General features: G+C 41.3%; 19 protein-coding genes and 1 pseudogene. 18 read left to right on the top strand and 2 right to left on the bottom strand.

Annotated features, from left to right (window positions below):
* Window positions 1-131: 131 nt before the first annotated feature.
* Window positions 132-824: a DsbC family protein gene (locus J8Z28_RS01350; RefSeq protein WP_024103821.1), complete on the top strand. Its 693-nt coding sequence runs from the start codon at window positions 132-134 to the stop codon at window positions 822-824.
* Window positions 824-3,235 carry a type IV secretion system protein TraC gene (gene traC / locus J8Z28_RS01355; protein WP_250659736.1) on the top strand — a complete coding sequence of 804 codons (2,412 nt, stop codon included), beginning with the start codon at window positions 824-826 and terminating at the stop codon, window positions 3,233-3,235. Before J8Z28_RS01350 ends, traC begins: the two co-directional genes overlap by 1 nt.
* 62 nt (window positions 3,236-3,297) lie before the next feature.
* On the opposite strand, the gene J8Z28_RS01360 is transcribed toward traC, so the two are convergent.
* The gene (locus J8Z28_RS01360) at window positions 3,298-4,401 is read right to left on the bottom strand and encodes an RNA-guided endonuclease InsQ/TnpB family protein (protein ID WP_032479266.1); all 1,104 of its coding nucleotides are present in this window, start codon (window positions 4,399-4,401) and stop codon (window positions 3,298-3,300) included.
* A gap of 129 nt (window positions 4,402-4,530) precedes the next feature.
* On the opposite strand from J8Z28_RS01360, the gene J8Z28_RS01365 reads away from it, so the two are divergent.
* From J8Z28_RS01365 to traN, 5 genes are read left to right on the top strand one after another with little or no spacing between them, the layout of a single operon-like run.
* Window positions 4,531-4,878, top strand: a complete 348-nt coding sequence (locus J8Z28_RS01365; protein ID WP_250659737.1) for a plasmid-related protein — start codon at window positions 4,531-4,533, stop codon at window positions 4,876-4,878.
* The gene (locus J8Z28_RS01370; protein ID WP_250659738.1) at window positions 4,862-5,374 is read left to right on the top strand and encodes a S26 family signal peptidase; all 513 of its coding nucleotides are present in this window, start codon (window positions 4,862-4,864) and stop codon (window positions 5,372-5,374) included. Before J8Z28_RS01365 ends, J8Z28_RS01370 begins: the two co-directional genes overlap by 17 nt.
* Window positions 5,375-5,381: 7 nt before the next feature.
* Window positions 5,382-6,509, top strand: coding sequence for a TrbC family F-type conjugative pilus assembly protein (locus J8Z28_RS01375; RefSeq protein ID WP_502934614.1), 1,128 nt, complete (start codon window positions 5,382-5,384; stop codon window positions 6,507-6,509).
* Between the two features lie 31 nt (window positions 6,510-6,540).
* The gene (locus tag J8Z28_RS01380) at window positions 6,541-7,521 is read left to right on the top strand and encodes a TraU family protein (protein ID WP_001980908.1); all 981 of its coding nucleotides are present in this window, start codon (window positions 6,541-6,543) and stop codon (window positions 7,519-7,521) included.
* Window positions 7,522-7,523: 2 nt separating this feature from the next.
* The gene (gene traN, locus J8Z28_RS01385; protein WP_250659739.1) at window positions 7,524-11,216 is read left to right on the top strand and encodes a conjugal transfer protein TraN; all 3,693 of its coding nucleotides are present in this window, start codon (window positions 7,524-7,526) and stop codon (window positions 11,214-11,216) included.
* A 27-nt stretch (window positions 11,217-11,243) separates the two neighbouring features.
* Here traN and J8Z28_RS01390 read toward each other — a convergent pair.
* Window positions 11,244-12,005, bottom strand: a pseudogene (locus J8Z28_RS01390) (IS5 family transposase).
* Window positions 12,006-12,171: 166 nt separating this feature from the next.
* Here J8Z28_RS01390 and J8Z28_RS01395 point away from each other — a divergent pair.
* The 11 genes from J8Z28_RS01395 (at window position 12,172) to J8Z28_RS01445 (ending at window position 24,693) form a co-directional block, all read left to right on the top strand.
* The gene (locus J8Z28_RS01395; RefSeq protein WP_250659740.1) at window positions 12,172-13,197 is read left to right on the top strand and encodes an IS110 family RNA-guided transposase; all 1,026 of its coding nucleotides are present in this window, start codon (window positions 12,172-12,174) and stop codon (window positions 13,195-13,197) included.
* Window positions 13,198-13,643: 446 nt separating this feature from the next.
* Window positions 13,644-14,639 (top strand): IS1595 family transposase, encoded by a 996-nt coding sequence (locus tag J8Z28_RS01400; protein ID WP_250659741.1) that lies wholly within the window; start codon window positions 13,644-13,646, stop codon window positions 14,637-14,639.
* Window positions 14,633-15,139 carry a DUF6398 domain-containing protein gene (locus J8Z28_RS01405; protein WP_250659742.1) on the top strand — a complete coding sequence of 169 codons (507 nt, stop codon included), beginning with the start codon at window positions 14,633-14,635 and terminating at the stop codon, window positions 15,137-15,139. Before J8Z28_RS01400 ends, J8Z28_RS01405 begins: the two co-directional genes overlap by 7 nt.
* A 176-nt stretch (window positions 15,140-15,315) precedes the next feature.
* Window positions 15,316-15,801, top strand: a complete 486-nt coding sequence (gene rfaH, locus J8Z28_RS01410; RefSeq protein ID WP_250659743.1) for a transcription/translation regulatory transformer protein RfaH — start codon at window positions 15,316-15,318, stop codon at window positions 15,799-15,801.
* Window positions 15,802-17,581: 1,780 nt separating this feature from the next.
* Complete coding sequence (locus tag J8Z28_RS01415) at window positions 17,582-18,541, top strand: nitroreductase family protein (RefSeq protein ID WP_250659744.1); 960 nt, start codon at window positions 17,582-17,584, stop codon at window positions 18,539-18,541.
* Window positions 18,541-19,569 (top strand): hypothetical protein, encoded by a 1,029-nt coding sequence (locus tag J8Z28_RS01420; RefSeq protein ID WP_250659745.1) that lies wholly within the window; start codon window positions 18,541-18,543, stop codon window positions 19,567-19,569. The genes J8Z28_RS01415 and J8Z28_RS01420 overlap by 1 nt, the downstream gene beginning before the upstream one ends.
* Window positions 19,544-20,752: a polysaccharide pyruvyl transferase family protein gene (locus J8Z28_RS01425; RefSeq protein WP_250659746.1), complete on the top strand. Its 1,209-nt coding sequence runs from the start codon at window positions 19,544-19,546 to the stop codon at window positions 20,750-20,752. The genes J8Z28_RS01420 and J8Z28_RS01425 overlap by 26 nt, the downstream gene beginning before the upstream one ends.
* Window positions 20,753-20,758: 6 nt before the next feature.
* Entirely contained in the window at window positions 20,759-22,084 is a 1,326-nt protein-coding gene (locus tag J8Z28_RS01430) for a lipopolysaccharide biosynthesis protein (RefSeq protein WP_250659747.1), read from the top strand.
* Window positions 22,081-23,025: a glycosyltransferase family 2 protein gene (locus tag J8Z28_RS01435; RefSeq protein WP_250659748.1), complete on the top strand. Its 945-nt coding sequence runs from the start codon at window positions 22,081-22,083 to the stop codon at window positions 23,023-23,025. The genes J8Z28_RS01430 and J8Z28_RS01435 overlap by 4 nt, the downstream gene beginning before the upstream one ends.
* A 2-nt stretch (window positions 23,026-23,027) precedes the next feature.
* On the top strand, window positions 23,028-23,579 hold the full coding sequence (locus tag J8Z28_RS01440) for an acyltransferase (RefSeq protein ID WP_250659749.1): 552 nt from the start codon (window positions 23,028-23,030) through the stop codon (window positions 23,577-23,579).
* Window positions 23,569-24,693 carry a glycosyltransferase family 4 protein gene (locus J8Z28_RS01445; RefSeq protein WP_250659750.1) on the top strand — a complete coding sequence of 375 codons (1,125 nt, stop codon included), beginning with the start codon at window positions 23,569-23,571 and terminating at the stop codon, window positions 24,691-24,693. The genes J8Z28_RS01440 and J8Z28_RS01445 overlap by 11 nt, the downstream gene beginning before the upstream one ends.
* Window positions 24,694-24,939 lie beyond the last annotated feature (246 nt).

The raw sequence follows: 24,939 nt of genomic DNA on the forward strand, positions 1-24,939 counted from the left end.
CTAATTCTAACAGTTATTTCCAAATAGTTAAGCACCCTAGCAAGGCATCCAATTCTTCAATCTATCTAACCGAGTCCACATAGGACAACTGCATAGACTGGAGCCTCGATTTACATTAACGAGGACTCCTCATGCGAAAACTATCTCCTATTATTCTGGCGCTTGCGCTGTCTCCATTGGTTCAAGCTGAACCTGTGTCTGAAGTGTCGCCCGTTGGCAAAATTGACGGCATGGTTTCTTTACCTGTCACGGGTATGAAAGCGGTCGAAAGCAATGGCCGTATTGTTTTCATGTCAGACAGTGGCCGGTTCGTCATTGATGGCACGCTCTATGATGCCTGGTCGAAAAAGCCGCTTACCAGCCTTGAAGAAATTCGTGAAGCGGGTAACACGCTGGACTTAAGTCGCCTTGGCTTAAAAATGGATGATTTGAACCCACTGACTTTAGGCGAAGGCAAAAAGAAAGTGGTGGTCTTTGTTGACCCACGATGCCCGCACTGCCATGAGCTTTTGAAACAAGCTTTACCGCTAACCAAAGAATACACCTTCCAAATACTCCCTGTGCCAGTGCTTGGTCCTGATTCAGAGCGTCAGGTTCGCCAGCTTGGCTGTGCGCGTGACAAGAAAGCGGCCACCGATGCATTGCTGAATGGCCGGATTGGTAACCTAGAACAGGATGATGCCTGCAACTTAGAACCAATGCAGCGTACTTTGGTGACGGCTCAAATCCTGGGCATTCAAGGTGTGCCTTTCATTGTCGCCAATGATGGTCGCATCAGCCGAGGCCGTCCTTATGACCTTTCTGTTTGGTTGGAGGGGCGTTAATGAAAGCCTCTTTGTATTCAGGGCAACGCGCTTCTGAGCTGTTGCCAGTATTGGCCTATTCCGACGATGAGCAACTGTTTTTCATGGAAGACCAGAGTGTTGGCTTTGGTTTTCTATGTGACCCATTGCCCGGTGGTGATGAGTCTGTTGCAGACAGGGTTAATGTTCTACTCAACAACGACTGGCCAAAAGACACTTTGCTGCAATTTGGCCTATACGCCTCGCCTGATATTCAAACCGACATTCAGCGAATGATGGGCTTACGGCATCGTCAATCCGATCCATTGCTCAGGGCGTCTATTCGCAAACGTGCGGATTTCCTCGATGGCGGCACGGTTCAACCGATAGAAGAATCGACCCAGACTCAGGTACGCAACTTTCAACTGATCGTCACCTGCAAATTGCCTTTGGAAAGTCCTATACCGATGGAGCGAGAGTTGAGTCGAGCATCCGCGCTTCGTGCTTCTTTCGCGCAGGCGCTGACAACGGTTGGTTTTCGTGTCACTGAGATGACTGACCGAAATTGGCTCGCGGCATTAAGTGCGCAGCTTAACTGGGGAAAAGATGCTTCTTGGCGCAATCCATCACCAATCCGCAGTGAGGCAGATAAACCACTTCGAGAGCAAGTGTTGGATTATGACCGAGCTATCAAGGTGGATAGCCAAGGTCTTATGCTGGGTGATTACCGAGTTAAAACCTTATCGTTTAAGCGCTTGCCTGAGCGGATCTGGTTTGGTCATGCCGCAAGTTTTGCGGGCGATATGATGACGGGCAGTCGCGGTTTACGCGGAAGCTTTTTGCTGAATGTCACCATTCACTTTCCTTCAGCTGAGGCGATGCGATCTCGTTTAGAGACGAAGCGTCAATGGGCGGTCAATCAGGCCTATGGCCCGATGCTCAAGTTTGTGCCGGTGCTTGCAGCCAAGAAAAAGGGATTTGATGTTCTTTTTGAAGCCTTGCAAGAAGGTGATCGTCCTATTCGGGCAAACATGACCTTAACGCTGTTTTCACCAACTGAAGAAGCGTCCATCAGCTCTGTTTCAAATGCTCGAACTTATTTCAAAGAACTCGGATTTGAGCTGATGGAAGACAAGTACTTCTGTTTGCCAATTTTCTTGAATGCCCTGCCATTTGGTGCCGACCGCCAGGCGATGAACGACTTGTTTCGATTCAAGACCATGGCGACACGGCATGTGATCCCTCTGTTGCCTTTGTTTGCGGATTGGAAAGGCACGGGCACGCCAGTGATTAACTTTGTTTCCCGTAATGGTCAGATCATGAGTGTGTCCCTTTATGACTCGGGCAGTAATTACAACTGTTGCATCGCGGCGCAATCGGGGTCGGGTAAGTCATTCCTGGTGAACGAAATCATCTCCTCCTACTTATCTGAAGGCGGCCAATGCTGGGTGATTGATGTTGGCCGCTCTTATGAAAAGCTGTGTGAAGTCTATGATGGTGAGTTCTTACAGTTCGGCCGGGACAGTGGCATTTGCTTGAATCCGTTTGAAATCGTTGAGGACTATGACGAAGAAGCGGATGTGTTGGTTGGGTTATTGGCCGCAATGGCCGCACCTACGCAGTCATTAACCGATTTTCAGATGGCCAACCTAAAACGTCAGACCCGTGAACTGTGGGAGAAAAAAGGTCGTGCGATGTTGGTTGATGATGTGGCAGAGGCTTTGAAAAATCACGATGACCGTCGTGTGCAAGACGTGGGTGAGCAGCTCTATCCGTTTACGACACAAGGCGAATATGGCCGCTTCTTTAATGGCCACAACAATATTCGCTTCAAAAACCGTTTCACCGTTTTGGAGTTAGAAGAGCTCAAGGGGCGTAAGCATCTGCAACAAGTGGTGTTGCTTCAGCTTATCTACCAAATCCAACAAGAGATGTACTTAGGTGAGCGGGATCGTCGCAAGATTGTGTTCATCGACGAAGCCTGGGATCTGCTGACTCAAGGTGATGTCGGTAAGTTCATCGAAACCGGTTACCGGCGATTTCGAAAATATGGCGGCAGTGCTGTGACGGTAACGCAGTCGGTCAACGATTTATACGATAGCCCTACAGGTAAAGCCATCGCTGAAAACTCGGCCAATATGTACCTGCTTGGCCAAAAAGCCGAAACCATCAACGCGCTCAAAAAAGAAGGCCGTTTGCCATTAGGTGAAGGCGGCTACGAATACCTAAAAACGGTTCATACCGTCACGGGTGTCTATTCCGAAATTTTCTTTATTACCGAAATGGGCACCGGGATTGGCCGCCTCATCGTCGATCCGTTTCACAAGCTGTTGTACTCGTCCCGTGCAGAAGATGTAAACGCGATTAAACAGTTAACGCGCAAAGGCCTTTCTGTTGCTGATGCCATCTCTCAGTTGTTGAAGGAGCGAGGCTTTGACTGCTCCCCTCCCTAAAGGAAGGGGATTCTTGTTTCAAGGCGTTATGCCCGAAGTTCATTAGAACAATCGGGACTTACTTACGCTCCACAAGCTAACACCGCTTGCCCAGCGGCTTTGATATTAATAGCGGCATTGGTATCACGGTCTAAGCGCGCTTCACACGCTGGACAAGTCCAATGCCTTATATGTAACGGTAGAGAATCAACTACGTGACCACAGCAATTACAACGCTTACTAGACGGATACCACTTGTCAATCTGGACAAGTGTTCTGCCGCGCCATTCTGCTTTGTACTCAAGCTGCCTAACCATTTCGCCCCAATTGGCGTCACCAATGGCCTTAGCAAGTCGCGGATTCTTGACCATGTTTTTAACGCTCAAACTCTCACAGCTAATCACTTGGTTTTCGTTTATCAACGTAGTGGTGAGTTTGTGGGTAAAGTCGCGGCGGCAGTCGGCAATCTTCGCCTGAATGCGAGCAACTTTGATTCTGGCTTTGTGGAAGTTGGCAGTTCCTTTCTTCTTCTTGGAAAGGCGGCGTTGCGCCTGAGCCAATTTCTTCTCGTACTTTGCAGTATGGCGGGGATTGCCAGATTTAAACCCGTCAGCGGTAATCACAAGGTCGGTCAAACCCAAATCAATACCCGTTGTCTTTTTGGTAACAGGCAGTGGTTTAGGCTCGAAGCGGCAAAGCATAGACACGAAGTAGCGGCCTGCACTGTCTTTCGAGATAGTGACGGTAGTTGGTTCGCTAGGAAGTTCACGCGACCAGCGAATATCAAGCGGCTGTTTGGACTTGGCAATGTAGATATTGCCATCTTTGAACTTAAACGCCGACTTCGTGAATTCTGCGCTTTGCTTGCTGCGCTTCTTCTTAAAGGCTGGATACTTCGCCCTTCCTTCAAAGAAGTTCTTAAACGCAGTTTGTTGATGGCGCAAAGATTGTTGGAGCGGTACACACGACACGCTGTTAAGCCATTCAAACTCAGTTTGCTTCTTGAGTTCGGTCAGCTTAGAGCTTGCCGTGTTGTAGTTAACCTTTTTGCTTTCGTTGTAGAAAGCGTCGGTACGCCATTTAAGGATCGCGTTATAAACGAAACGCACACAGCCGAAAGTCTGCGCAAGCAATTGAGCCTGTTCAGTCGTTGGGTAAAAGCGTTGTTTAATAGCGATCTCTTTCATAGTTCACAAGAATACAGTTGTTTTTGTGAAAGTAAATATTAACATTAACCAATCGGGTAGTTTTTGCTCCTTCGGAGCAACCGCTATCCCTCCTCGCCCTAGAAGGACGGGGTTTCTCGCGGGATTTAGATGAATAAGACCACGCTTTGGCCATTTATGGCCTCTATTACTTTGTCTATTGCTGGTAGCGGTTTAATGACCAGTTGGCTTTTAATGAAAACAGTCGAACCCATCCACAGCCAGTTGGCGTTAAGTACGCCCATTGCAGTCGTGGATTTTGGGGAGGCGGTGTTGTCACTGGGCCCTAATGCCAGCGAACAAGACATCGAATCCAGGTTGCTTCAGACCAATCAGCAAATTGAAAAGTTAAAAGCAGCCGGTTTTATCGTGCTGGATGCCCAAGCGGTGGTGGGTGCTGATGATTCCATATTTGTGCCAGTAGGCTCAAAGGAGGTGTCTCATGCAGATACTCCGTAAAAGAATGCCTTGGCGGCCTTACCTCATCCGGCTGACCATTCTTGCGTTAATTATGGCCTTGGTAGGCACCTACGCCATGATGCGCTACCGAATAGGTATTGATACCCAGCAAGAGCGCTGCCTGCCTGATACCACGGTGTATCTGATTGACCTATGGAATAAAGAGCCCGTTAAGAATGGTTTGTATGCCTTCCACTCAAAAGGACTCGCTCCGTTATATAACGACGGTACTCGTATGCTGAAACGCCTAACAGGGATGCCTGGGGATGAAGTCAATGTGACTCCTGAGCATGTGCTGGTGAATGGTGCTCAAGTCTCTACCGGCATGGAGTTAGCCCAGCGTCTTGGTGTGGCTGAAACAGAATTTAGCCGTTCATTGACGCTGCAAGAAAACGAATATTGGTTTTCCGGCGAGGCTGCTACGAGTTTCGACTCCCGCTATTGGAATGCCGTTAAGCGCGAGCAGATTGTCGGTCGCGCTTGGCCGCTTTGGTAGGAGGTGGATGATGAGAAGACTATACCTCTTATTTTTGTTGGTTGCTCCATTATCTTGGGTTCAAGTGTCCTGGGCACAAGAGCCTTTTCCGTTGTCTGACGAGGACAAAAAGATCGTCGAAATGAGCCGCAGCATTTTACAAAGTGCTGTGCATGGCTCATCTAAATTTATTGAGCCTTTTGCACCGGTTGAACAACCTGTGTCGCTCAAACACAGCGATGAATGGTTGATATTTGCATCGTCCTCATTGGGTGATTCGTCACTGAAGCAGCTATTTAAAGAGGCCAGTGCTACCGGCGCTATTGTGTTGTTTCGGGGAATTCCTGAAGGAAAGACCTTGGGGGCTGCTATCCGTGATTGGCATACCCTGATGACGGGGCTTGATCCTGTTCCTCAGGTTCGAATCGATCCGAAAGCCTTTGTGCACTGGCGGGTGACTAGCGTGCCTGCCATTTTCCGCATAGAAGATGACAAGGTGACTGCAAGTGCGCTAGGGGTTTACAGCAAGGGCTGGTTGCAGCGTCAAATTGAAACTGGCAATACCGGTTCATTGGGTCAACGCGGTCCGATTCACTCCATTTTAGAACCGGATTTGATGCAAGTGGCGATGCAGCGTTTACAGTCGCTTGACCTAGGCGCGTTAAAGAAAAAAGCCATTGAGCGTTTCTGGTCTCGCCAAACATTTACTGAGTTACCCAAAGCCACGCAGTATCGGATAAGAACGGTTGATCCAACCACTGTCATGCAGCGGCCACTATTGGATGCCAATGGTCGAACATTGCTCCCAGCAGGAACGCGTATTAACCCGCTAAAAGCCTTGCCATTTACGCAGCAGCTTGTGGTGTTTAATGCGTCGAACGCTGAGGAAGTAAACGCAGTTGCGCATTGGCTTGAGGGCCAAGATAGGGCACTACGCCGCATTACGCTTATCACCACGCAGCTCGACCGTGATCAAGGTTGGAATAGCCTCAATGTGCTCGAAAAGACATTGGACAGTCCGGTTTACCTTCTCAATGCCTCGCTAAAGCAGCGCTTTGATTTGCAAGTCACCCCATCGTTTGTTCAAGCAAAGGGGCTCGCGTTTGAAATAGAAGAAATTCCAGCAAAGGAGCTTGTTCATGCAAAAGCTCAATAATACGTATCGTCTGGTGCGGACTCTCGTTGTCATGCTTGTCTTGGGCGCATCTATTCCAGCAAAAGCCGAACTGACCTGCCCAGACGCGGGTTTATTGTCGGGTAAGTTGCTGACGGATGTTTGCTGGTCATGCATTTTTCCTATCCGGGTTGCAGGGCTTCCGCTTGGCTCTGGCAATGTCCCAAGCGGCGCATCAAACAAGTCATTTTGCTTGTGTGAAGACAACTTAGGTGTGCCAAGGCCAGGTATTGTTACCAGCATGTGGGAGCCAGCGCGTTTGATTGAACTGGTCAGAACGCCAGGTTGTTCGCCTTCACTGGGAGGGATTCGCTTACCGTTAGGTGATAGGCGATTGCAAGGTGGTCATGGTGAGGGTGAATACGATACCGGTGATCTTGCTTTCTACCATTACCATTATTACGCCTTTCCGCTTTTGGTCATGCTCGATTTGTTCATGGATGGCAATTGCAATGCCGATGGTTACATGGATTTTGACTTGATGTATTTGTCGGAATTGGACCCAACATGGCTGAACGATGAACTGGCCTTTTTTACTCAGCCTGAAGCTGCTGCTGTTGCTAATCCATTGGCTATCTCTGCTTGTACCGCTGACGCTGCTTCATCAACGCTTGGTAAACCCATCGATCAGTTGTTTTGGTGTGCTGGCAGTTGGGGCCATCTCTATCCGTTATCTGGCCACACCTTAGCCTTTGGTTCATTAGCAGAAAACACCAGCCATTTAGCGGCGCGTGCAATCGCGGCTCAACACAGGCGTGGTCTTGCAAGACGAACAATGGGGAACAGTGCGCTATGCCGACCTGTTATCGAACCCATGCTGCCGAAATCCCAATACAAGATGAGTATGTTCTTCCCTGTACCGGAAACTGAAAGTGCGCATGTCATCGGTGAAAGCACCATGAAATGGGGAGAGTGGCGAACGATCCCCGGTGCCGGAGAAGATGCGCTCTACATTTTGTGGCGCTGGCAAGACTGCTGTAACTCGGGAGGTTAACCATGAAACCAACACTTTTTACCCGATTTTTAGCGGGTATTTTATCTATCACTATGGCGTGCCTGCCCTTACATGGTGTGGCCGCTGATGTGCAGCGCCAATCCGGCCTAAGCGGACAACAAGAAGGTAAGCAATTGCTGCAAAACTGGACGATGCCCGCACTCAATGGCAATACATTGTCGGTGCCGAATGGCAGTGGTAATGAGTCCATTAACTTGCAAGAGCTTTTCCCTGGTATGGATCAGGGCTCATTGGATGTCTTAACGGGCGTTTATGGTTCTGATGCCAGTATGAATCAATTGGGGACACAGCGCCAAGAGAGCATGGCATCCGAAAGTGGCGCTACGGGTGAGGCGTTTCGCTCGCTACAGCAAATCAAAGACAGGTCTCGGCCAGATATGGTCAATGATCCGCTTTGGGCATTAACCGATGCGGTTCAAACTGACCCTAATCTATTGACACAAAGTTTCCCAGGCTGTGAGTCTCAAGGTGAAGGTAGCCCAAATTACCAGCAATGCGACAGGCTCAATACAGCGGTTAACAGCTGCACTATTATTCACGATTACACGGCAGGCATTATTGAGCATGTTTCAGGACCAATGAACCTTCGCTCTTGTGGTGAAGGGTGTCTTGAAGTTTGGATTGGACGAATTGGCGACAACTACTGGAGTGGCCGTTGTAAAGTGTTTGAACAGGCCATCACACTCAAAGTCGTGAACCCCGATGCGATTACCTCAGCCGTTCTTGAGTACGCAAAATGGGATGACTACATGCAAGTATGGCTTGGCGATCAGAAAGTCTGGTCTGGGCCGAACAATAACTTTCCACCAGAAACGGCAGGTCGCTGCGAGCTCAGTACCAGTTGGGAGCGCAATCCAAATACCGATCTCACTGCCAAGCTAAAAGCGGTAGAACCAGGTTTAGAAGTGCCGGTAAAAATTCGCGTATCGGTTACGGGTAGTGGTGAGGGCTATGCACGCATAAAGGTGCGCTTTGATCCAACCAAGGTAGTGATGAATGATAGTTGGTCGCCACAATCCTGTATCGAACAAGCAGCGGATATCCCGACGAAGTTTTCAGACTACAGCATTCAATGCACGGATCAGCCTTCTTCAACCAACGGATGTACGGTGGTCAATGGTGTTTCAGTTTGTGAATCCTACTTTGCCCCTAGCCCTGTGGCTGGCATATCGCCTTTGTGTCGGCGTGTACAAGTCAGTGTGGATGATGAAAGCTATAAGGGGATTGAAAATCAGGCCTGCCAAGTGCTTGAAGCGAATCCTTCCTGTGGATTCATGTCGTCAGAATGTGCCGAGACCAATGATAAAGGTGAATGCATTCGTTTTACCGATACCTATGACTGTGGATTGCAAACCAGCGATCCAAAGTGTGTGGTATCTAACCTTATGCCAAGTAGTTTTGAGGCCTGTGAGCCTACTCAGACGATTACGCCATTTACTGAAACCAAGCATGTACCGGATTACCAGGTGTGCGAGAAGATCAGCACGCTTACTGAGTGTCAGTTAGAACGACGTGTATCCGCTGAAACTCATCAACAAAGCTGGTCTATTGAGCGTGGTTGCTTTAGCTCTGAAACGCTCAGCTTTGTTCCACAGCACAGCAGTACTATGCAAACTGGGAACGCGATACTGAGAATTTTTGATAATCAAAATACTGAGATAAAAATTACCGAGTCGCCATCCAAGGCAAATGGTTGGAAAACGACACTCTCACTGACGGGCAATAAGGAAACGGTGACTGAGACGAAACCGTCCATTAAATACCCTGAAATGACGTGTCCAAAAGGAACCTTGGTTGGTTCATTGTGTAAAGTCGCCAATGGGTCGATTATTTCGTGGCATGAACCTCAGGAAGTCACTCGTTCCAAATGTGAGTCCGGCTGGAACGAAGTCGATTTCGATACTTGCAGCCGAGAAGTTCAGAAGTGCTTGGCTCCTGCGAGACTGAGCGCTTCATTGGCCTTCTCTGGCAAATACTTAGAGCAAGATGTTGTTCATCAATCAAGTGATCCGGGCATAGAGCAATGCTTGATGCAAACGGATCAGTTCACTGCGGTGCAGTGGCAGTGTTTGGATACGGGTACAAAACGAATCGACGGGTTAATGGTTGGTAGTGGCGAGTTGGCCAATCTTGGAAGCCTTTATCCGGCGGTTGTTTCGTCTCCTGCTCATTTAACCAGTCGTGGCAGCTCTGATGGACTGGGGCTCTCATGCTGGAGGGCAAGAGCGACCTACAATGCTTCGACTGCTCATCCAGAGTTCAACATGGGCAGCTCAGATAGCTGGGTAGATGCCAATGGTAATACGCAAACCATCGTCAATAACGGACAAAACACGACCACCAATACGTGTGCCGCGCTAGAACAAAACCCGGCCTGCCAGTATGTCAGAACCGAATGCACTGAAGGCGGAGCTGGTCATGAAGGCTTCTGTTATATCCAAAGTTTGGTGTATGACTGCGGACAAAGCGTTGAAGTGCAAAATGCACGAATGGAAACTCAATACAACTGTGAGGGGCCAGTTCGCTGCATGGGCACAGATTGTTTAGAGCCAGAGTCAATCAAGCAGGCTAACTTTGCAGAAGCCGCGGCGATGCTTAATGCGGCGCAGTTTATGACCAATGATATGTCATGCACGGGAGCTGATAGCCAAGATAACGTTGAGTGTACGGTCTTTAAAGGTAATGCTGGCCAGTGCAAAAAAGCCGTTGGCGGCATAGTAGATTGCTGTGAAAAGCCAAGTGGCGTGTCGTTATCGGATTACATCACAATGATTGTGGCGGTCAACAAGCTTGATACGGCAGTCATGGCCATGAATCCGTCTTCTGCAATCTATGGTTCGTGGAATACGCTTAGGGAACCGATCACGAGTACCTGGAGTGCGGTCAAGGAGCCTTTTGTGTCTGCATGGGACTCTCTTATGGGAGCAGGGCCATCAACGGCTGCTGGCGCGGGAGCGGAGCAAGCTGCGACTGGCTTTATGCAGGTGTTGACCAACAAAACGGCTGAATGGGTAGGTACGACCTTTGGTTCGGGGGCACAATCGGCACTGTTTAGTAACGTTGGTGGCGCAGTTGGAGCCGATGGTGTCGTTTCGGGTGGTAACTTTGCCCTGGGGGGGGCTGCGGGCGCGGTTCTGAGTACGGTTATGACGGCCTACATGATTTATTCGGTCACCATGATCCTCATTCAACTTATCTGGAAATGTGAGCAGAGTGAGTTTGAAATGAACGCCAAGCGGGTATTGAAGAGTTGCCACTATGTAGGCTCTTACTGCAAGTCTAAGTTCTTAGGAGCCTGTGTTGAAAAACGGCAGTCATATTGCTGCTTTACTTCGCCACTTTCACGGATCATTCAAGAACAAGTACGTCCGCAATTAGGCCTTGGTTGGGGTAGTGCGAAGTCTCCAAACTGTGAAGGTTTGACTGCGAGTCAGTTAAACCAGGTAGATTGGAGCCAAGTCAATCTGGATGAATGGATAGGTATCTTGTCAATAACAGGCAACCTACCCGAAGTACCGTCACTGGATCTGGAACGACTCACAGGCTCAGGAAGTACGCTAAACGTGGATGGAAACCGTCAAAGTGCCCCAGACAGAGCTATTGGAAGGCTAAACGGAATGGATGCTCAGAAACTGCGTCAGGAGGCGACGGAAGAAATTTCTGGAAATAATTAGGGGCTGTTGATCTTTGTAGTACATATATCAATCAGCCCACATTGGTAGCCACATCATAGTAAATGCTAAAGCGAGCATTGAATGATAATTTCGTTCAAGCTTTTCATACCGCGTGGCTATCCCTCTATATTGCTTAATACGGCCAAATGCATTCTCAACCAAGTGCCGATATTTGTACATGCACCAGTCAATATCTTCATTGCCTACTAAACTGTTGCCCTTACGTGGAATAACGGGTGTAGCGTTATTATCACGAACAAACGCTCTCAGTTTTTCACTGTCGTAGCCTTTATCTGCGACAACCATATTACTTGTTGGGCAATTAGCTACGAGTGACTCTGCATGGACGATATCATGCGTATTTCCACAGGATAATTCATAATAAACAGGCAACCCTCCGCTATCGACTGCAAGATGAATTTTCGTAGAATTTCCACCTCGGCTCTTTCCAATTGATTCATTGTCAGCAGTTCTTGCACCGCAACTATGTTGATGAGCCCTGACAATACTGCCATCAATGAAGACCCAATCCATGTCCGCATCACGAGATAATGCGCGAAACAGTTCATTCAAAATCCCTTTTTTTGGACCATAAATTAAACCGTCTGTAGATAGCACTCCAACGGCCAAAATCAGAAGGTAAATCTCGCCATGGAATACCTGTGCGCATCTTATACAGTATGCCTTCGAGCGTTTTTCTATGGCGGGCTTATTATAAATTCGACCACTTAAGTACATTACTTTTGATAAAACACTCCATGTCCCGTCTGTTAACATTAATCTTGGCATGTAGGTTCGGTGTAAAGTTTTCTGGCGAATTCAATTATATCTTATCTTCATGCTGTTTGTTTTTCATACCACAAAGTTCAACGATGAAATGGTCTCCTCCCTTTCGGCATCGCAATGTGCCAAACTTGGAATTGAACGATTCAAGTAATAAAGCGAGGAGACCGAGATGAATATTACAACAGTTGGATTAGATTTAGCAAAGAATGTGAGTCATGTGGTTTGCTGTAATCAAGTAGGGAAAATTGTTAAGAAAAAAATCCTGAGAAGAAAAGAAATACTGAATTATTTTGCTCAACTAGATGATTGCCTAGTTGGAGTCGAGTCATGTGCCAGTGCACATTACTGGGCAAGAGAGCTCGAAAAACTGGGGCATCGGGTAAAACAAATAGCGCCTCAACACGTAAAGGCTTATGTCAGAGGTAACAAAACAGATTTTAATGATGCATTAGCCATAGCCGAAGCTGTTGTGCGACCAGAAATGCGTTTTGTTAGAACAAAAACCCAAACCCAACAAGATATTCAATCGCTGCATGTACTACGCAAGAAATGTGAGCGAGACAGAACAGCGAATAGTAATGAAATACGAGGCTTATTGTATGAGTATGGGATTGTCATTCCATTGGGAGTACATAATGTTTATAAGGCCTTGCCTGAGTTATACGATAGAGAAGCAAATAATGGGTTGAGTGAGTTGTTCAAGGAATTATTGGAACAACACTATAAAAAGTTGTCAGAGCTTAAAGCGCATCTGGATGTTTATACTCAAAAAATCCATGACTTAAGTAAAGATGATGCCTGTGTTCGATTACAGAGTATTCCGGGTATTGGCCCATTGATTGCCAGTGCGTTTTATCAACATGTGGGCAATGGCAGTGAATTTAACAATGGACGAGCGGTATCAGCTTCCATAGGTTTAGTTCCGAGGCAACATAGTTCCGGCGGTAAACAAAATTTACTGGGTATCAGTAAACGGGGCGATGGGTATTTAAGAACCTTATTGATACACGGTGCCAGAGCCGTTATGCGAGTCAGTGCGAACAAAGATACGCCACTGGCAAAATGGATAAAGCGAATAGAGCAAACGCGAGGCAGGAACAAAGCTGCGGTTGCGCTTGCCAATAAGTTAGCTCGCGTTGGTTGGGCGATATTAAAACACGGCGGTCGTTACAACGATGATTTGGTAACGGCTTAACAATGAATAACGAGTTCACTTCAGAGGATTGCTGAATAAACATCAAGTGATGACAAACAGGTAAAACCGACATATCGAAAACCTGATAGGGCGTGTGAGTTTGATAAACTCGTGTCAACGATAAGGACGATATGTGCGAAGTTCATCGAGGCTCGAAACCAAAGTGTTTCAATTAAGAAGCCGGATATACGAACGCAAACCTATCCCTGTCAAAACTCATTGTTTATTCTTGCAATGTTGGAGGAGACCATATACACGCCCTAGCTAGAAATTATCATAGCGTCGTTGCTTTAGCCTTCTCATTAATGTGGCTACCCATGTGGGTTGATTGAATTATGTACACCAAAGATCAACAGGCTCTAGTAAATATTTCGCTCTATTCGCTTTAAATGTTGGTACGCAAATATTAGGCTATGATTAAAGCATCTAACTTTGAGGGATTGATTATGGAAATTAAAGGGTTTACTCGAATAATTAATGAGTTACCGTCATTAACCGATAATCAAATTCGTCTCATTAGAGACAGAGCGGATAGTATCATCCATAAAGACTCAACTGCAAAGTTGATTGATCAGTGCAAATCATCAGATGAAGTGGCATGTCCTTACTGTGGCTCTATCAAACTAAACAAGTGGGGGATGTCGGCAGGGTTGCAGCGATACCGATGCAAAGAACAACAATGCCGAAAAACTTTCAATGCTCTGACCAAAACACCATTAGCTCGTTTAAGAAAGCGTAGCCTGTGGAGTCAATACGTAGAATGCATAGCTGACAGTAAAACGATTCGCCAATCGGCAAGAGAGCTAGGAGTGGCAATTACGACAGTATTCAGATGGCGACATCGCTTTCTTGCCTCCCCAACCGTCAATAAGGTCTCTGAAGTCTCAGGGATTGTTGAAGCTGATGAAATGTTCTTTCTTGAAAGCTATAAAGGCAAACGAACTATCCATCATCGTGAACCAAGAAAGCGTGGAGGTATGGGAGATAAACGCAAGAAAGAAGATCAAATCGCTGTGCTTATCGTCAAAGAGCGAAGCGGTGGATTAACGGAAACAATGTTAGGGCGACCCAATAAAGAGAAGATTGGTAAGGCATTGAAACCTATCATTAACACCGACTCTATTCTGTGCTCGGATGGTGCGCATTCATATAGAAGCTTTGCTAAAGAAAACGGCTTAACTCACTACCGCACCATAGCGAGTAAGTCACAAAGAGTCATTGGTAAACAATTTCACATTCAAAACGTCAATAATTACATGATGCGCATAAGAGTCTGGATGCAAAGGTTTTATGGGGTAGGAACTGATTACTTGCCGAATTATTTAGGGTGGATGCGCTTAATGGAGAGCGTGAAGAATAGAGATTTATCTCTTGCTGACTTCATTAGTGATGCATTTAGCTTTCCCCATAATCAACAAAAATTTGAGGTAGTATCATGCTGAAGCATTCAACCAAGAGAATTCCAGTTCATCTCAAAGACAGGTTTTCAAAAGTAGAAAACCTTATTGCAACATACGCAAGAGATAACCTTGATGATGAATATCTAGAGTATTGTCTGTACTTGACAGCAGCATTAGCTCGTAAAAAAGAGACACCTTTTGTCAAAGGCAAAGAAAAGCTTTGGGCGTGCGGGATCATACACGCAATTGGGATGGTTAACTTCTTGTTTGATAAGGATACCGAGCCTTTTGTTACCGCCTCAGACTTATATTCGAGTTTTAGCGTGAGTAGTAGTTCTGGCAGTGCTAAGTCTAAGTTCATTAGAGACTTGTTCGATATGTTCCCATCAGACCCAAACTGGACAATCCCAAGTCGTCAGTACGACAACCCTCTTATTTGGTTGGCATCAGTAAATGGTCACATTGTAGATCTTAGGCAAATGCCTCTTGAGGTTCAAGAGCAAGCATTTGAACAGAACATAATCCCGTTTATTCCCCAGTAAATACCGTCAAGACTACTATAGCGTTGTTTCAAATCACAATGATCAACAGTTAACGAAAATAGAGCGAAATATTTACAATAAGAACTTATTTACTTAATGCGCTTAAATTGTTTATAATTACACTTAATAAGATATAGCGTTGTGTTTTTTACAATTATATTGTAGTAAGGATTGCTATGGAAAGTTGGTATTTAGTTACGTGTAAGCCTCGTCAAGAAGAGCGAGCATCTACCAACTTACTTAACCAAGGAATTGAGGTGTTCTACCCCAAACTAATCACCGAAAAACTGGTTAAAGGTCGACGTACCGTTAAACAGTCGGCTTTATTCCCTAACTACTTATTTGTTTGCCTTGAGTCACAAAACTGTAACTTTTCTGCGGTAAAAAATACGCGCGGAATTAGCGGCTTTGTATCTTATGGGGCAAATTATCAAATAGTACCTACAGCCCTAATAGAACAGCTTAAGAGTGAGCGTTTACAGACTAATGATTCTACTATACCTAAAATGGGTGATGTAGTTAGCGTAAATAACAGTTCGTTTAATAATATCAAAGCTATCTACAAAGAGTCTGACGGTGATATGCGTAGTATTTTGCTGATCAATCTACTTAATAAACAAGTAGAAATGAGCGTAGATAACAAAGACATAAAACAATACTAGTAAAATACACAGCTTCGGCTTTATGCGAAAATTTTATTAAGTATCAGTACGTAGGAACTGCAACCTAGGTGCGGAAGCGTGCCCGAAGAGCTATATAAGCAAATATTTTTGCTTTCAAGCTGAAGCGAGAGGAGCTCTGCGACGAACTGGAACGTGAAGCGTGCCCGAAGGGCTAGACAAGAAAATGTATTTCGGTTGAATTTTACCTAGGGCCTATTGGGCACTTTTTATAAAAAGTACTAAATCAAGTAATTACAATGAGATAGACAAAATTGACTGTCTCAAAATGGAGAAAAGTGTCTCATGGAGTAATTTTATCTCTGAGGTGCACACCTGCTAAAACACAAACTAATATATGTGAAAGAGGTCTTAGTTAAACACTCCAAACGCTACAGATTACTTGCTGTCCCTATAAGAATGTTGCACCTAGCTTTGAATTGAGGTTGTAAGATCACTCTTGCTTTGCCTGTAGTTGTTTATGAAGTTATCAAACTAATAGCAGTGATAGCATGGTGGCAAGCCGTTTATCAAGGTGTAACGATACCAGATAGAAGCATACTTACCCGAGGGTTTCAGTTATCGTGAAATTAGTAAAGGTTGCAAGTCAGTTGCAGCAACATCATCCGGTAGGTCAGACTTAATCGGGTAAGAGAGTCATCATTTCCAGAAGTGGCCCATGTAAAGGCAATTATCGGGCAAACAGTTATATACGAGAGGTTTTTAGCTACGCTCAACGAGACAAGTTAAGTGCTGTAAGTTGTAAAAACAGTTTCGTCATGGTCTACGTAAGTATCGAAAAGGTTACGGAGTTATACGAGTTATTATTTATGATCGTATTGGGATTGAACACCGTCTAGCTATTGTCGATATAAAGAAACGCTTTGGTGAGTGGGAAGTACAGCGATGATAGGAATTCTGTGGATATGGGGATGTCGCAAATAAGTTAAAAGCTGATATTTACTTTGACAACCTGTATTCGCTGTGAAAGCACGGACTGAAGGAAAACTTTAACGGATTATTACGGCAGTACATCCGCAAAGGTAGTGTTTAAAATTGTGATAGATAAGCAGGTAACAAGAGTAGAAAGTGCTCTTAAACTGCTGCTAGAAAGTGTTTTGGCTTCAAGCAGACAAAAGTCATGCTAATGACTTACAAAAAGCGGCTTTATTTAGAGAGTGGCGCACTTCGGGTTTGGTTTCGCGCTTAGAGTCTATTAAATATTGTTAGCACTACTAGTACTTGACTCAATATTATGTTTTTTAGTGTAAACTTTAATTCATTTTAAGTAATTATAAAGCTCGCAGATTGTAAGCCATACGTTAATAATAAATCAGTATAGTCTAATTTATGCATCTAAAGAGCGGTATTATAGGCTTTGGTTAACAGCAGTTAATAACTTAATTTGGTTTGTATGTTTCTCTTAATACTTTTAAAGTATATAGGTCGGCTAACTTAATTAACCAGAACCAGCATATCTAAAAAAACAATATTTTTCGAACATAGATTGCAAGACATAAGTATAGGAAATGTTTGCGATATCATTTCCTTTTAGGGGCGAGTTAATAGAGCTTAGTCAAGTCCTTTATTATTATGCTTATAATTCTAAACATGTATTACTTTTAAAGACTTTTCAAATTTACACATTGAAAAGTATAGTAGATGTAACTCCTCCTAATGGGTAAATTACCTATTTTAAGTGCTCAAAGAGGTAATCCCAGTTTTGAAATATAGCTAACCACATTTTCAAATTAAAGTAGTTTTTCTTTTTTAAGGTATTAATATGTATGTAAAAAATCAGTTAAAGAAAGTGAAGTATGCCGGTGAAGCTCTACTTATTCATGCATCAGATTATATAAGTTATGTTAGGGCTACAGGTTTTGGACAATCAAAGAGTAAAGCTACTGCAATATACAAGTTACGAAAGGATTATCATAAAATAGAGAAAGGCTTAACGATGGAGCCACGTCGTAATTTTTTCGGTTTAAAAGTACTTGATAACATCATCCAACATATCAGAATTATAGATGACTGCTCGAACCCAGAAGTATTGAAAGCAGTTGATGTTATAAAGAAATATACCCTAGAACATCAAAATCCCCCTCAATTGCAGAAGTATATAGATTACACTAAAGGGTTCAATAATAGTTGTTTAGATAGTAACACCGCCTACTTCTCTTTAAAATCCAAAGATCTGCACTTAGAAGCTAAAGACAAAGATTTGTACAAACGCATTATTAAAACTCGTAGAACTACAAGGCATTTTAGCTCAAGAGTTATTTCTCGAAGTGATTTTAATAACGTTTTTGAAGTAGCTCGATTTAGCCCCTCAGCTTGTAACCGTCAGTCTTGGAAAACTAAGGTTATTACAAATAAACCTTTAATAAAGCGAGTTCTCAGTCTTCAGAACGGAAACTCCGGATTTGGTGAGGATGTAGATAACTTATTGGTTATAACTGGCGATTTAAGTTCTTGTGTCACACCAACTGAGCGCAAGCAAATATGGTTCGATAGTGGTTTGTATACTATGAATTTAATTAATGCTTTACATGTAGAGGGAATAGGTAGTTGTTGCTTAAACTGGTGTGTTAATAATATGACTAAAAATAAACTTGCTAGTCTGCTTTCACTCGAAAAAGGAGAAGAAGCAACTGTTTTATTAGCTGTTGGATATTATAAAGATAAATTTGTAGTATGTAATTCTCCAAAAAAGTCTGTATCTGAGTTTATAGAGTACCTGTAGTGTTAGATATAATAGCGATAGCCCCTATTTATATATTTTTTTACTTGTATAGTAAAAATAAAATTGCTTTATTCTACACTACTTTTTCATTGCTTTTTTATTTTTTAGTTATGCTATTTTATTTCCATTTAGGAAAGTATGGAGGGGAATTTAGCGTTACTTTTCCTGATGAGTCTACCTATATTAACGGAACAAGCTCCTTAACATTTTCATTCTTTGTAAATTATCTTTTTGATACAGTAAGCGCCACTGCCTTTAGGTTAATGAACCTATGTGCTTACAACTTTTCTATAATTTATATATTGAATCGAACTACGAAAATAAATATTTTTAATTTTCTAGTAATAATACTCTTAGCAGTTGGTAACTATTGGTGTTTTTTCATATTAAAAGAGTCTTTAACTGTTTTAGGGTTAGTCTTAGTTTTATTCTATCTTAAGGAAAAAAGAAAGAGCCTATTGTTTTTAGGAATAATCATTTTAACTATAGCAAGACCTGATATTTTGGCAATACTAAGTGCCTCAAGTATTTTGTATGTTTTATATAAAAAATCAAAATGGAAAGCTTGTATAGCTTTACTTTTTAGCTTTATCGGGGTTTTAGTATTTTTTTCATTTCCAATTAGTCAACCTATAAAACTTAGCTTCATATCAAGGCGTTTAGAGGATGTTTATAAAACTTACGATCCATTAACGGTATCAGTTTCGCAACTAACAGGTTTAGATTTTTTTCTTTCTCCAGTTTACCATGAAACAATTTATATTAATGCTACACGTGCTTTTAGCTATTTTAGTAATTCCATAGGCCTTGCGACTTTATTGATTACGATTAATCTTACTGGGTTGTTTGTTTTTATTAGAACTTTAAGGAAAGAAGCATATCAAAGGTTAAATCTTTTTTTTCTTCTTTCAAATGTAGCTTTGATAGCGTCACATAATAACTATCGGTACGCAAATGCTGTTATAATACCCTATTTATTAATTTATATTTTAGAGAGAGAAAATGAAAGTATTAATAATGAGAGCTAGTAATACAAAGAATTACGGTTCCTTGATGATGGTAGCTAATTATATTCGATTGTATAAGGATAAATACCCTGAAAGTAGCTTTATTGTTGATAATGTTGAGGTGGATGGCCTAGATAGAATTATACAATCTTCAGGTGTTGAAGAAATTGAAAGTTTCAAAACTTTAGAAATTCCTTTAAGACCTGAGTGTAAAGGTAATGGTAATATTACAAAGCTCTTTAAATATGCTAGTTACTCATTAGGTTTTGGCAAGCTAATATCTAATGTGGGTGTGGATAAAGTTGTTCAATTAGGTGGCGATGATTTCTCTGAATATTACTCAATTAAAGCATTAACAATAGAGTTTTTAAAACTTCAAAGTATGATTTCAAAGGGGATTTCAATCTCACTAGTTGGTCAAACAATGGGACCATTTTCTTCATGGAGGAAAGTTTGGGCTAAAAACCTATTAAGTAAGGTCTCTATTTACTCTAGAGACTACAATAGTGCTAAGTACCTAGTTGACGAGCTAAATCTAGATAATGTGAATATAGCTGCAGATCTAGCTTACCTTCCTTTATATAAGCAAGATAGTAAAGAAGTCTCAGATATTGTAAATAGTATGCTGGACGGCTTTAATACTTATAACGTTATTGTACCTTCAGGGCTTTGGAAAGCTTATACAAGTAACTTTACAGACTATATTACTTCATATAAAAACTTAATAGATTCTTTAATACTAAAGGGAGAAAGAGTATTAATCTTATCACATGTACTCAGCGATACATCTTCAGATAATAAAATAATTGATGAGTTACGCAAGGTACTTAAGCCAAGTAACGATGTTAAATTCATAAGTGATACTATACTACCAGTTGAGGCTAGAGAGATTATATCTAGAGCTCAAGTAGTTATATCAGGACGTATGCATGCGTGCGTGTCTGCTTATCAAGTTGGTGTCCCCGCCATTCCATTATCTTATAGCGTAAAGTTTAAAGGAGTCATAGGCGAATTGGATATTGAACATCATATGATAGATTCCGTTGGTGATACCAAGTGGAAGCCAAAAAATGGAAGTAGCGAAATGGTTGAAAGAATAATTACTGAATTAGATTCGATCAATCATCTAGGCATATCATCAGAAAAAATAAAGAAAGAAGTGATTAAGCTAGAAGAAAGAATAATGACTCAATTCGAAAGCTAAAAAAATATGCCTCATAAAACTTTTTCTGTATTACTAGGAATTCTTTCCAAAGTATTCCTAGTGCTATCCGTTGTCGTAATATCTAAGCATATATCTCTAGATGAGTTCGGCTGGTACGAAATAGCTACTACATCAATTAATCTACTTTTTCCAATTCTTTGTGCTGGTTCTATTGATGGTATCTTTAGGTTCTGTATTGACGAAAGTGGCAGAAAGGTTGTATTTAGCAGATTAGTATTATTTGGATGTTTAGTTTTTTTAATATTATCGCCTATAGTCTTTTTGTTGCTAAGTTTTTACTTTGATTTTGTTGTCTCGGTGTTAATATTAAGTTTAATATTTTTTAATATAATTTTAGAATCTATTAAACAGTTAAAAAAATCTCAAGGTCTTTTAATATACTTTACAGGGGCCGAGAGCTTAAAAAGCTTTAGCTTTTTAATTTTTATACTAGCGGCTGCTTATTCTGGTTCAGGATTTAAAATCGAGTTTTTATTGTACATGCAAGTTATCTCGGTTTTAGTTACTCTATTTGTTGTATCCTTTCTATCTAGTATTTGGAATGAGTTCGTATTCCAGAAAGAGATCTTAAGGATAAATAAAGATGAATTAAAATACAGCCTCTATATGATGCCAAATACAGTACTTTGGTGGGTTCTAAATGCTTCAGATAAAATTATCTTAGGAATATTGAGTGGCCCTGCATCTGTTGCTATTTATAGCGTCGCTACTAAGTTTCCATCCTTAATTACTTCTTTAAATCGCATTTTCATGCAACTCTGGCATGTTGCTATTGTAGGTGGAAAGGGAAAAATAGAAAATTTATGGAAAGTAAACATGGCGTTGTTGAATATAAGCTTTATCACTCTTGCAGTTATATTCTACTTTAGTTTTGATCTCATTTTTGATAAACGCTATTCTCAAGCGTCGGATTATGTTCAATGGCTACTTGTTGGTTCCTATTACTCAGTGCTCTCTTCATTACTTGGAGGGATATTTATGCGTGATAAAAAACCGAAAGTTGCACTCTATAGTACTCTAATAGCAGCCATATTAAATGTCGCTTTAAACATATTTTTTATACCTATTTACGGGGTTATTGGGTGTGTGTTTTCTACAGTTCTATCTTTAGCCGTACTGTTTTTTTTGAGGCTACTTTATATTACTGTTAGGAATCTAGAGCCTATAGGTTTTTTTTGGGCGCCTATAACTCACCCGTGTATACTGATATTCCCTTATTTACTTACTAATGGTTTTTACTCCGCAACTACCATTATATCTTCTATCATACTTATTTTCACAGTAAGACTTTTCGTAAGGAAGATTTCATGAGTAAAGCTACTAATTGTTCTGTATCTGTTATTATCCCTTGCTACAATGCTGAGAATTGGATAGAAAAAGCTTTAGAAAGTGTTAACAATCAGGTGCTTAAGCCGCTTGAAGTTGTTGTCGTTGATGATGGCTCAACAGACAATACATTAAAAGTGATAGAAAGTTATAACTCTATAGTTCCTATTATTACTGTAACACAGCTAAATAGCGGTCCATCTGTAGCTCGTAATCTAGGGGTTACAAAGGCTAGTGGTCAATATATTGCTTTTCTAGATGCTGATGATGAATGGTGTGAAAATAAATTGCTCGTTCAGATGCCTATGGTCAACACGCGTTCTTTCTCTTCAAGCAACAGTTTACTAATTGATCAGGACAACATTGTAATTGAAGAGCATAAAAATATTTGTCCTCAAAATAGGATTGAATCTATAGAGGCTATCTATTTAGGAAAAATATCTATGCTCACACCTGGTTTAGTAATACCAAAAAACTCTTTTATTGAAGTTGGCGGATTCAATACAAAATTGAGGTATAAAGAAGATCATAGTTTGGTTATCTCACTTCTATGTTCTGGACTTGAACTGAAATATATAGAAAAACCGCTTTTTAAGGTAAGGGTACATGAGTCTAGTGGAAGAAATAATGTGGACGAGAAGGTTCTCATAAAGTCTTTCATGCTTTTTTCAGATATTTCAATAAAACAACATAGCGCTCTTGAAAAGCTCAAAAGCAATTTTATATCTAAAATGTATTATATCTTAATGAAATCATTCCTTGGGAGGAAACCTTTTAAAGCCTGTAAATATGCGTTTATTAGCTTTATAAGTAAACCAAGCATAGTAGGGATTAGTCTATTATTTATATCATTGATTCCTATCAATAAAAATCAGGCTGTAAAATATAAAAAAAATATAATTCGTTTTTTCTCACGTAAAGGATAGATATGTTACACAAAGTTTTTAATGCTTTATTTAAAGTGGTAAATACACTTACTTTAAAGGTCTTATACTGGAATAAATTTTCTATCAATATAACCAAATCTTATTTTAATGGACGTATTTATATACGTAAGGGAAGCGTTCATATAAATGATGGCTTTAGAAATAAAAAAAATATTAACCTATCAGTTGATGGTGGGGTTGTGACTATTGGTAAAAGAGTTTTTTTTAATAATAATGTATCAATTAATTGTAGACATCTAGTTGTAATAGGAAGTGACACAATAATTGGAGAAAATGTATTATTTTATGATCATGACCATGCTTTTTCATGCCCTAATAAGTTAATACGAAATCAAGGTTTTGATTTAGGTGAAATTAACATAGGCTCAAATGTATGGATTGGTTCTAATGTTACTATTTTAAAGGGAGTGTCTGTCGGGAGCGGATCTATCATTAGTGCAGGGAGTGTTGTTACAAAAAATATACCTGAAAATAGTATCTTAATTCAAAAGCGTGAAAGTACTCTTATTAAGAGGTGCAGTTATGAAAGGTAGTGTAACTTTTTTTGATTCTTACTCTGATGCATCTGGAGGTGCCCCCAAAAGTATGTTAACTCTTGCAAGCTTGTTGGATGAGTTAAATTATATTGTAAGCATTCATACTGCTAGAAAAGGGTCTTTGTATAAAAAAGCTCAAAAAAATGGATTAGACACATTTTCATTTGATCTGGATGAAATACTAATGGTTAGAAGAGGTAAGCAAAATATCTCTATTATGTTTATTTTGAATTATTTCGTATCTCTAGCTAGGTCTTGGGCTAAGTGCTTTAAGTATATTAGAACTATAAAAAATTCGAAAGTATGTTTTAATGACATAAGGTGCTTTCTATACTTCTTCCCCATTGCTGTTTTTAAAAGAAAGGATTTAATTTGGTACGTTAGAATCAATGACAGAGTCAACTTTGTCACCTGGTTCGCAGGGCGTATTTCTAATAAAATATTGCTAGTCTCATCTTCTTGCCGTGATATGTTTACAGCTAAGGAACTTGAATCTTACAGTTCTAAAATGTGTGTCGTTCATACAGGTTTTCCAGTAGAAAAAGAAAACGACTTTATTCGATTACCTAAAATAAAGCTAGGGTTTATAGGTGTACTATCTGCGCGAAAAAATATTGAGCTCCTCATGAATGCAGTTAATCTATTAGATAATCCAACTTTAGAATCTATAGAGGTAATTGTTGTAGGTGAAGCTAAGTTAGATGAAAAGGATTATGAAAAAAATATTAAGAACAAAGTCCATGAGCTAGGTTTAAATGAAGTTTTTAAATTTGTAGGACATACTACAAATGTGCATGAATATTATTCACAGATTGACTCTGTAGTATTGACTTCTTTTTCTGAAGGTCTACCGCGCGTACTAATCGAAGGGCTTTCACATGGTTGCTTCGTCATAACGACGAATGTAGACGGTGTTGGCGATATTATTACAGATGATTACTTAGGTATAATTTTAAATAGATACTCAGATGTCGAACTAGCTAAATCCATCACAAAATATGTTTTTAATAGGGATAAATATCTATTATCGAGAGGGAGAAGGAGGAGGTATGTAGCAGATAATTTCTCTGAGGAAAAATTCGTTAATAATTTTATTAACTCTGTTTGGTAAACTTATAGTAATAGCTCACAATAAATAAGTATATAACCTGAGTCTCGTATATATTATTTTATATGTAAATGCTAATTATAATGGCTCTAGAAAAATACACGCTACTATATTGTGTTTCTTGATTACTCTTCGTAAATAAATAGTACTTATATATGCTCTAAAGAGAGTGTTAAAAATTACTCGCGTTAAGTAGCTTTTTATATTCTCCATTGTATTTTAAGCTTTAATAAGAATCCTTGATGTGTT

Source organism: Pseudoalteromonas sp. SCSIO 43088 (assembly GCF_023650795.1).
Taxonomy (GTDB): domain Bacteria; phylum Pseudomonadota; class Gammaproteobacteria; order Enterobacterales; family Alteromonadaceae; genus Pseudoalteromonas; species Pseudoalteromonas shioyasakiensis.

What these genes read in the sequence shown, in the direction of transcription:
- J8Z28_RS01440 (WP_250659749.1), top strand. Translation starts at nt 23,028, where the DNA reads ATGTTACACAAAGTTTTTAATGCTTTATTTAAAGTGGTAAATACACTT.
- J8Z28_RS01380 (WP_001980908.1), top strand. Translation starts at nt 6,541, where the DNA reads ATGCTTGTCTTGGGCGCATCTATTCCAGCAAAAGCCGAACTGACCTGC.
- traN (WP_250659739.1), top strand. Translation starts at nt 7,524, where the DNA reads ATGAAACCAACACTTTTTACCCGATTTTTAGCGGGTATTTTATCTATC.
- J8Z28_RS01375 (WP_502934614.1), top strand. Translation starts at nt 5,382, where the DNA reads ATGATGAGAAGACTATACCTCTTATTTTTGTTGGTTGCTCCATTATCT.
- J8Z28_RS01405 (WP_250659742.1), top strand. Translation starts at nt 14,633, where the DNA reads ATGCTGAAGCATTCAACCAAGAGAATTCCAGTTCATCTCAAAGACAGG.
- J8Z28_RS01425 (WP_250659746.1), top strand. Translation starts at nt 19,544, where the DNA reads ATGAAAGTATTAATAATGAGAGCTAGTAATACAAAGAATTACGGTTCC.
- J8Z28_RS01360 (WP_032479266.1), bottom strand. Translation starts at nt 4,401, where the DNA reads ATGAAAGAGATCGCTATTAAACAACGCTTTTACCCAACGACTGAACAG.
- J8Z28_RS01365 (WP_250659737.1), top strand. Translation starts at nt 4,531, where the DNA reads ATGAATAAGACCACGCTTTGGCCATTTATGGCCTCTATTACTTTGTCT.
- J8Z28_RS01445 (WP_250659750.1), top strand. Translation starts at nt 23,569, where the DNA reads ATGAAAGGTAGTGTAACTTTTTTTGATTCTTACTCTGATGCATCTGGA.
- rfaH (WP_250659743.1), top strand. Translation starts at nt 15,316, where the DNA reads ATGGAAAGTTGGTATTTAGTTACGTGTAAGCCTCGTCAAGAAGAGCGA.
- J8Z28_RS01435 (WP_250659748.1), top strand. Translation starts at nt 22,081, where the DNA reads ATGAGTAAAGCTACTAATTGTTCTGTATCTGTTATTATCCCTTGCTAC.
- J8Z28_RS01415 (WP_250659744.1), top strand. Translation starts at nt 17,582, where the DNA reads ATGTATGTAAAAAATCAGTTAAAGAAAGTGAAGTATGCCGGTGAAGCT.
- J8Z28_RS01395 (WP_250659740.1), top strand. Translation starts at nt 12,172, where the DNA reads ATGAATATTACAACAGTTGGATTAGATTTAGCAAAGAATGTGAGTCAT.
- J8Z28_RS01430 (WP_250659747.1), top strand. Translation starts at nt 20,759, where the DNA reads ATGCCTCATAAAACTTTTTCTGTATTACTAGGAATTCTTTCCAAAGTA.
- traC (WP_250659736.1), top strand. Translation starts at nt 824, where the DNA reads ATGAAAGCCTCTTTGTATTCAGGGCAACGCGCTTCTGAGCTGTTGCCA.
- J8Z28_RS01370 (WP_250659738.1), top strand. Translation starts at nt 4,862, where the DNA reads ATGCAGATACTCCGTAAAAGAATGCCTTGGCGGCCTTACCTCATCCGG.
- J8Z28_RS01350 (WP_024103821.1), top strand. Translation starts at nt 132, where the DNA reads ATGCGAAAACTATCTCCTATTATTCTGGCGCTTGCGCTGTCTCCATTG.
- J8Z28_RS01400 (WP_250659741.1), top strand. Translation starts at nt 13,644, where the DNA reads ATGGAAATTAAAGGGTTTACTCGAATAATTAATGAGTTACCGTCATTA.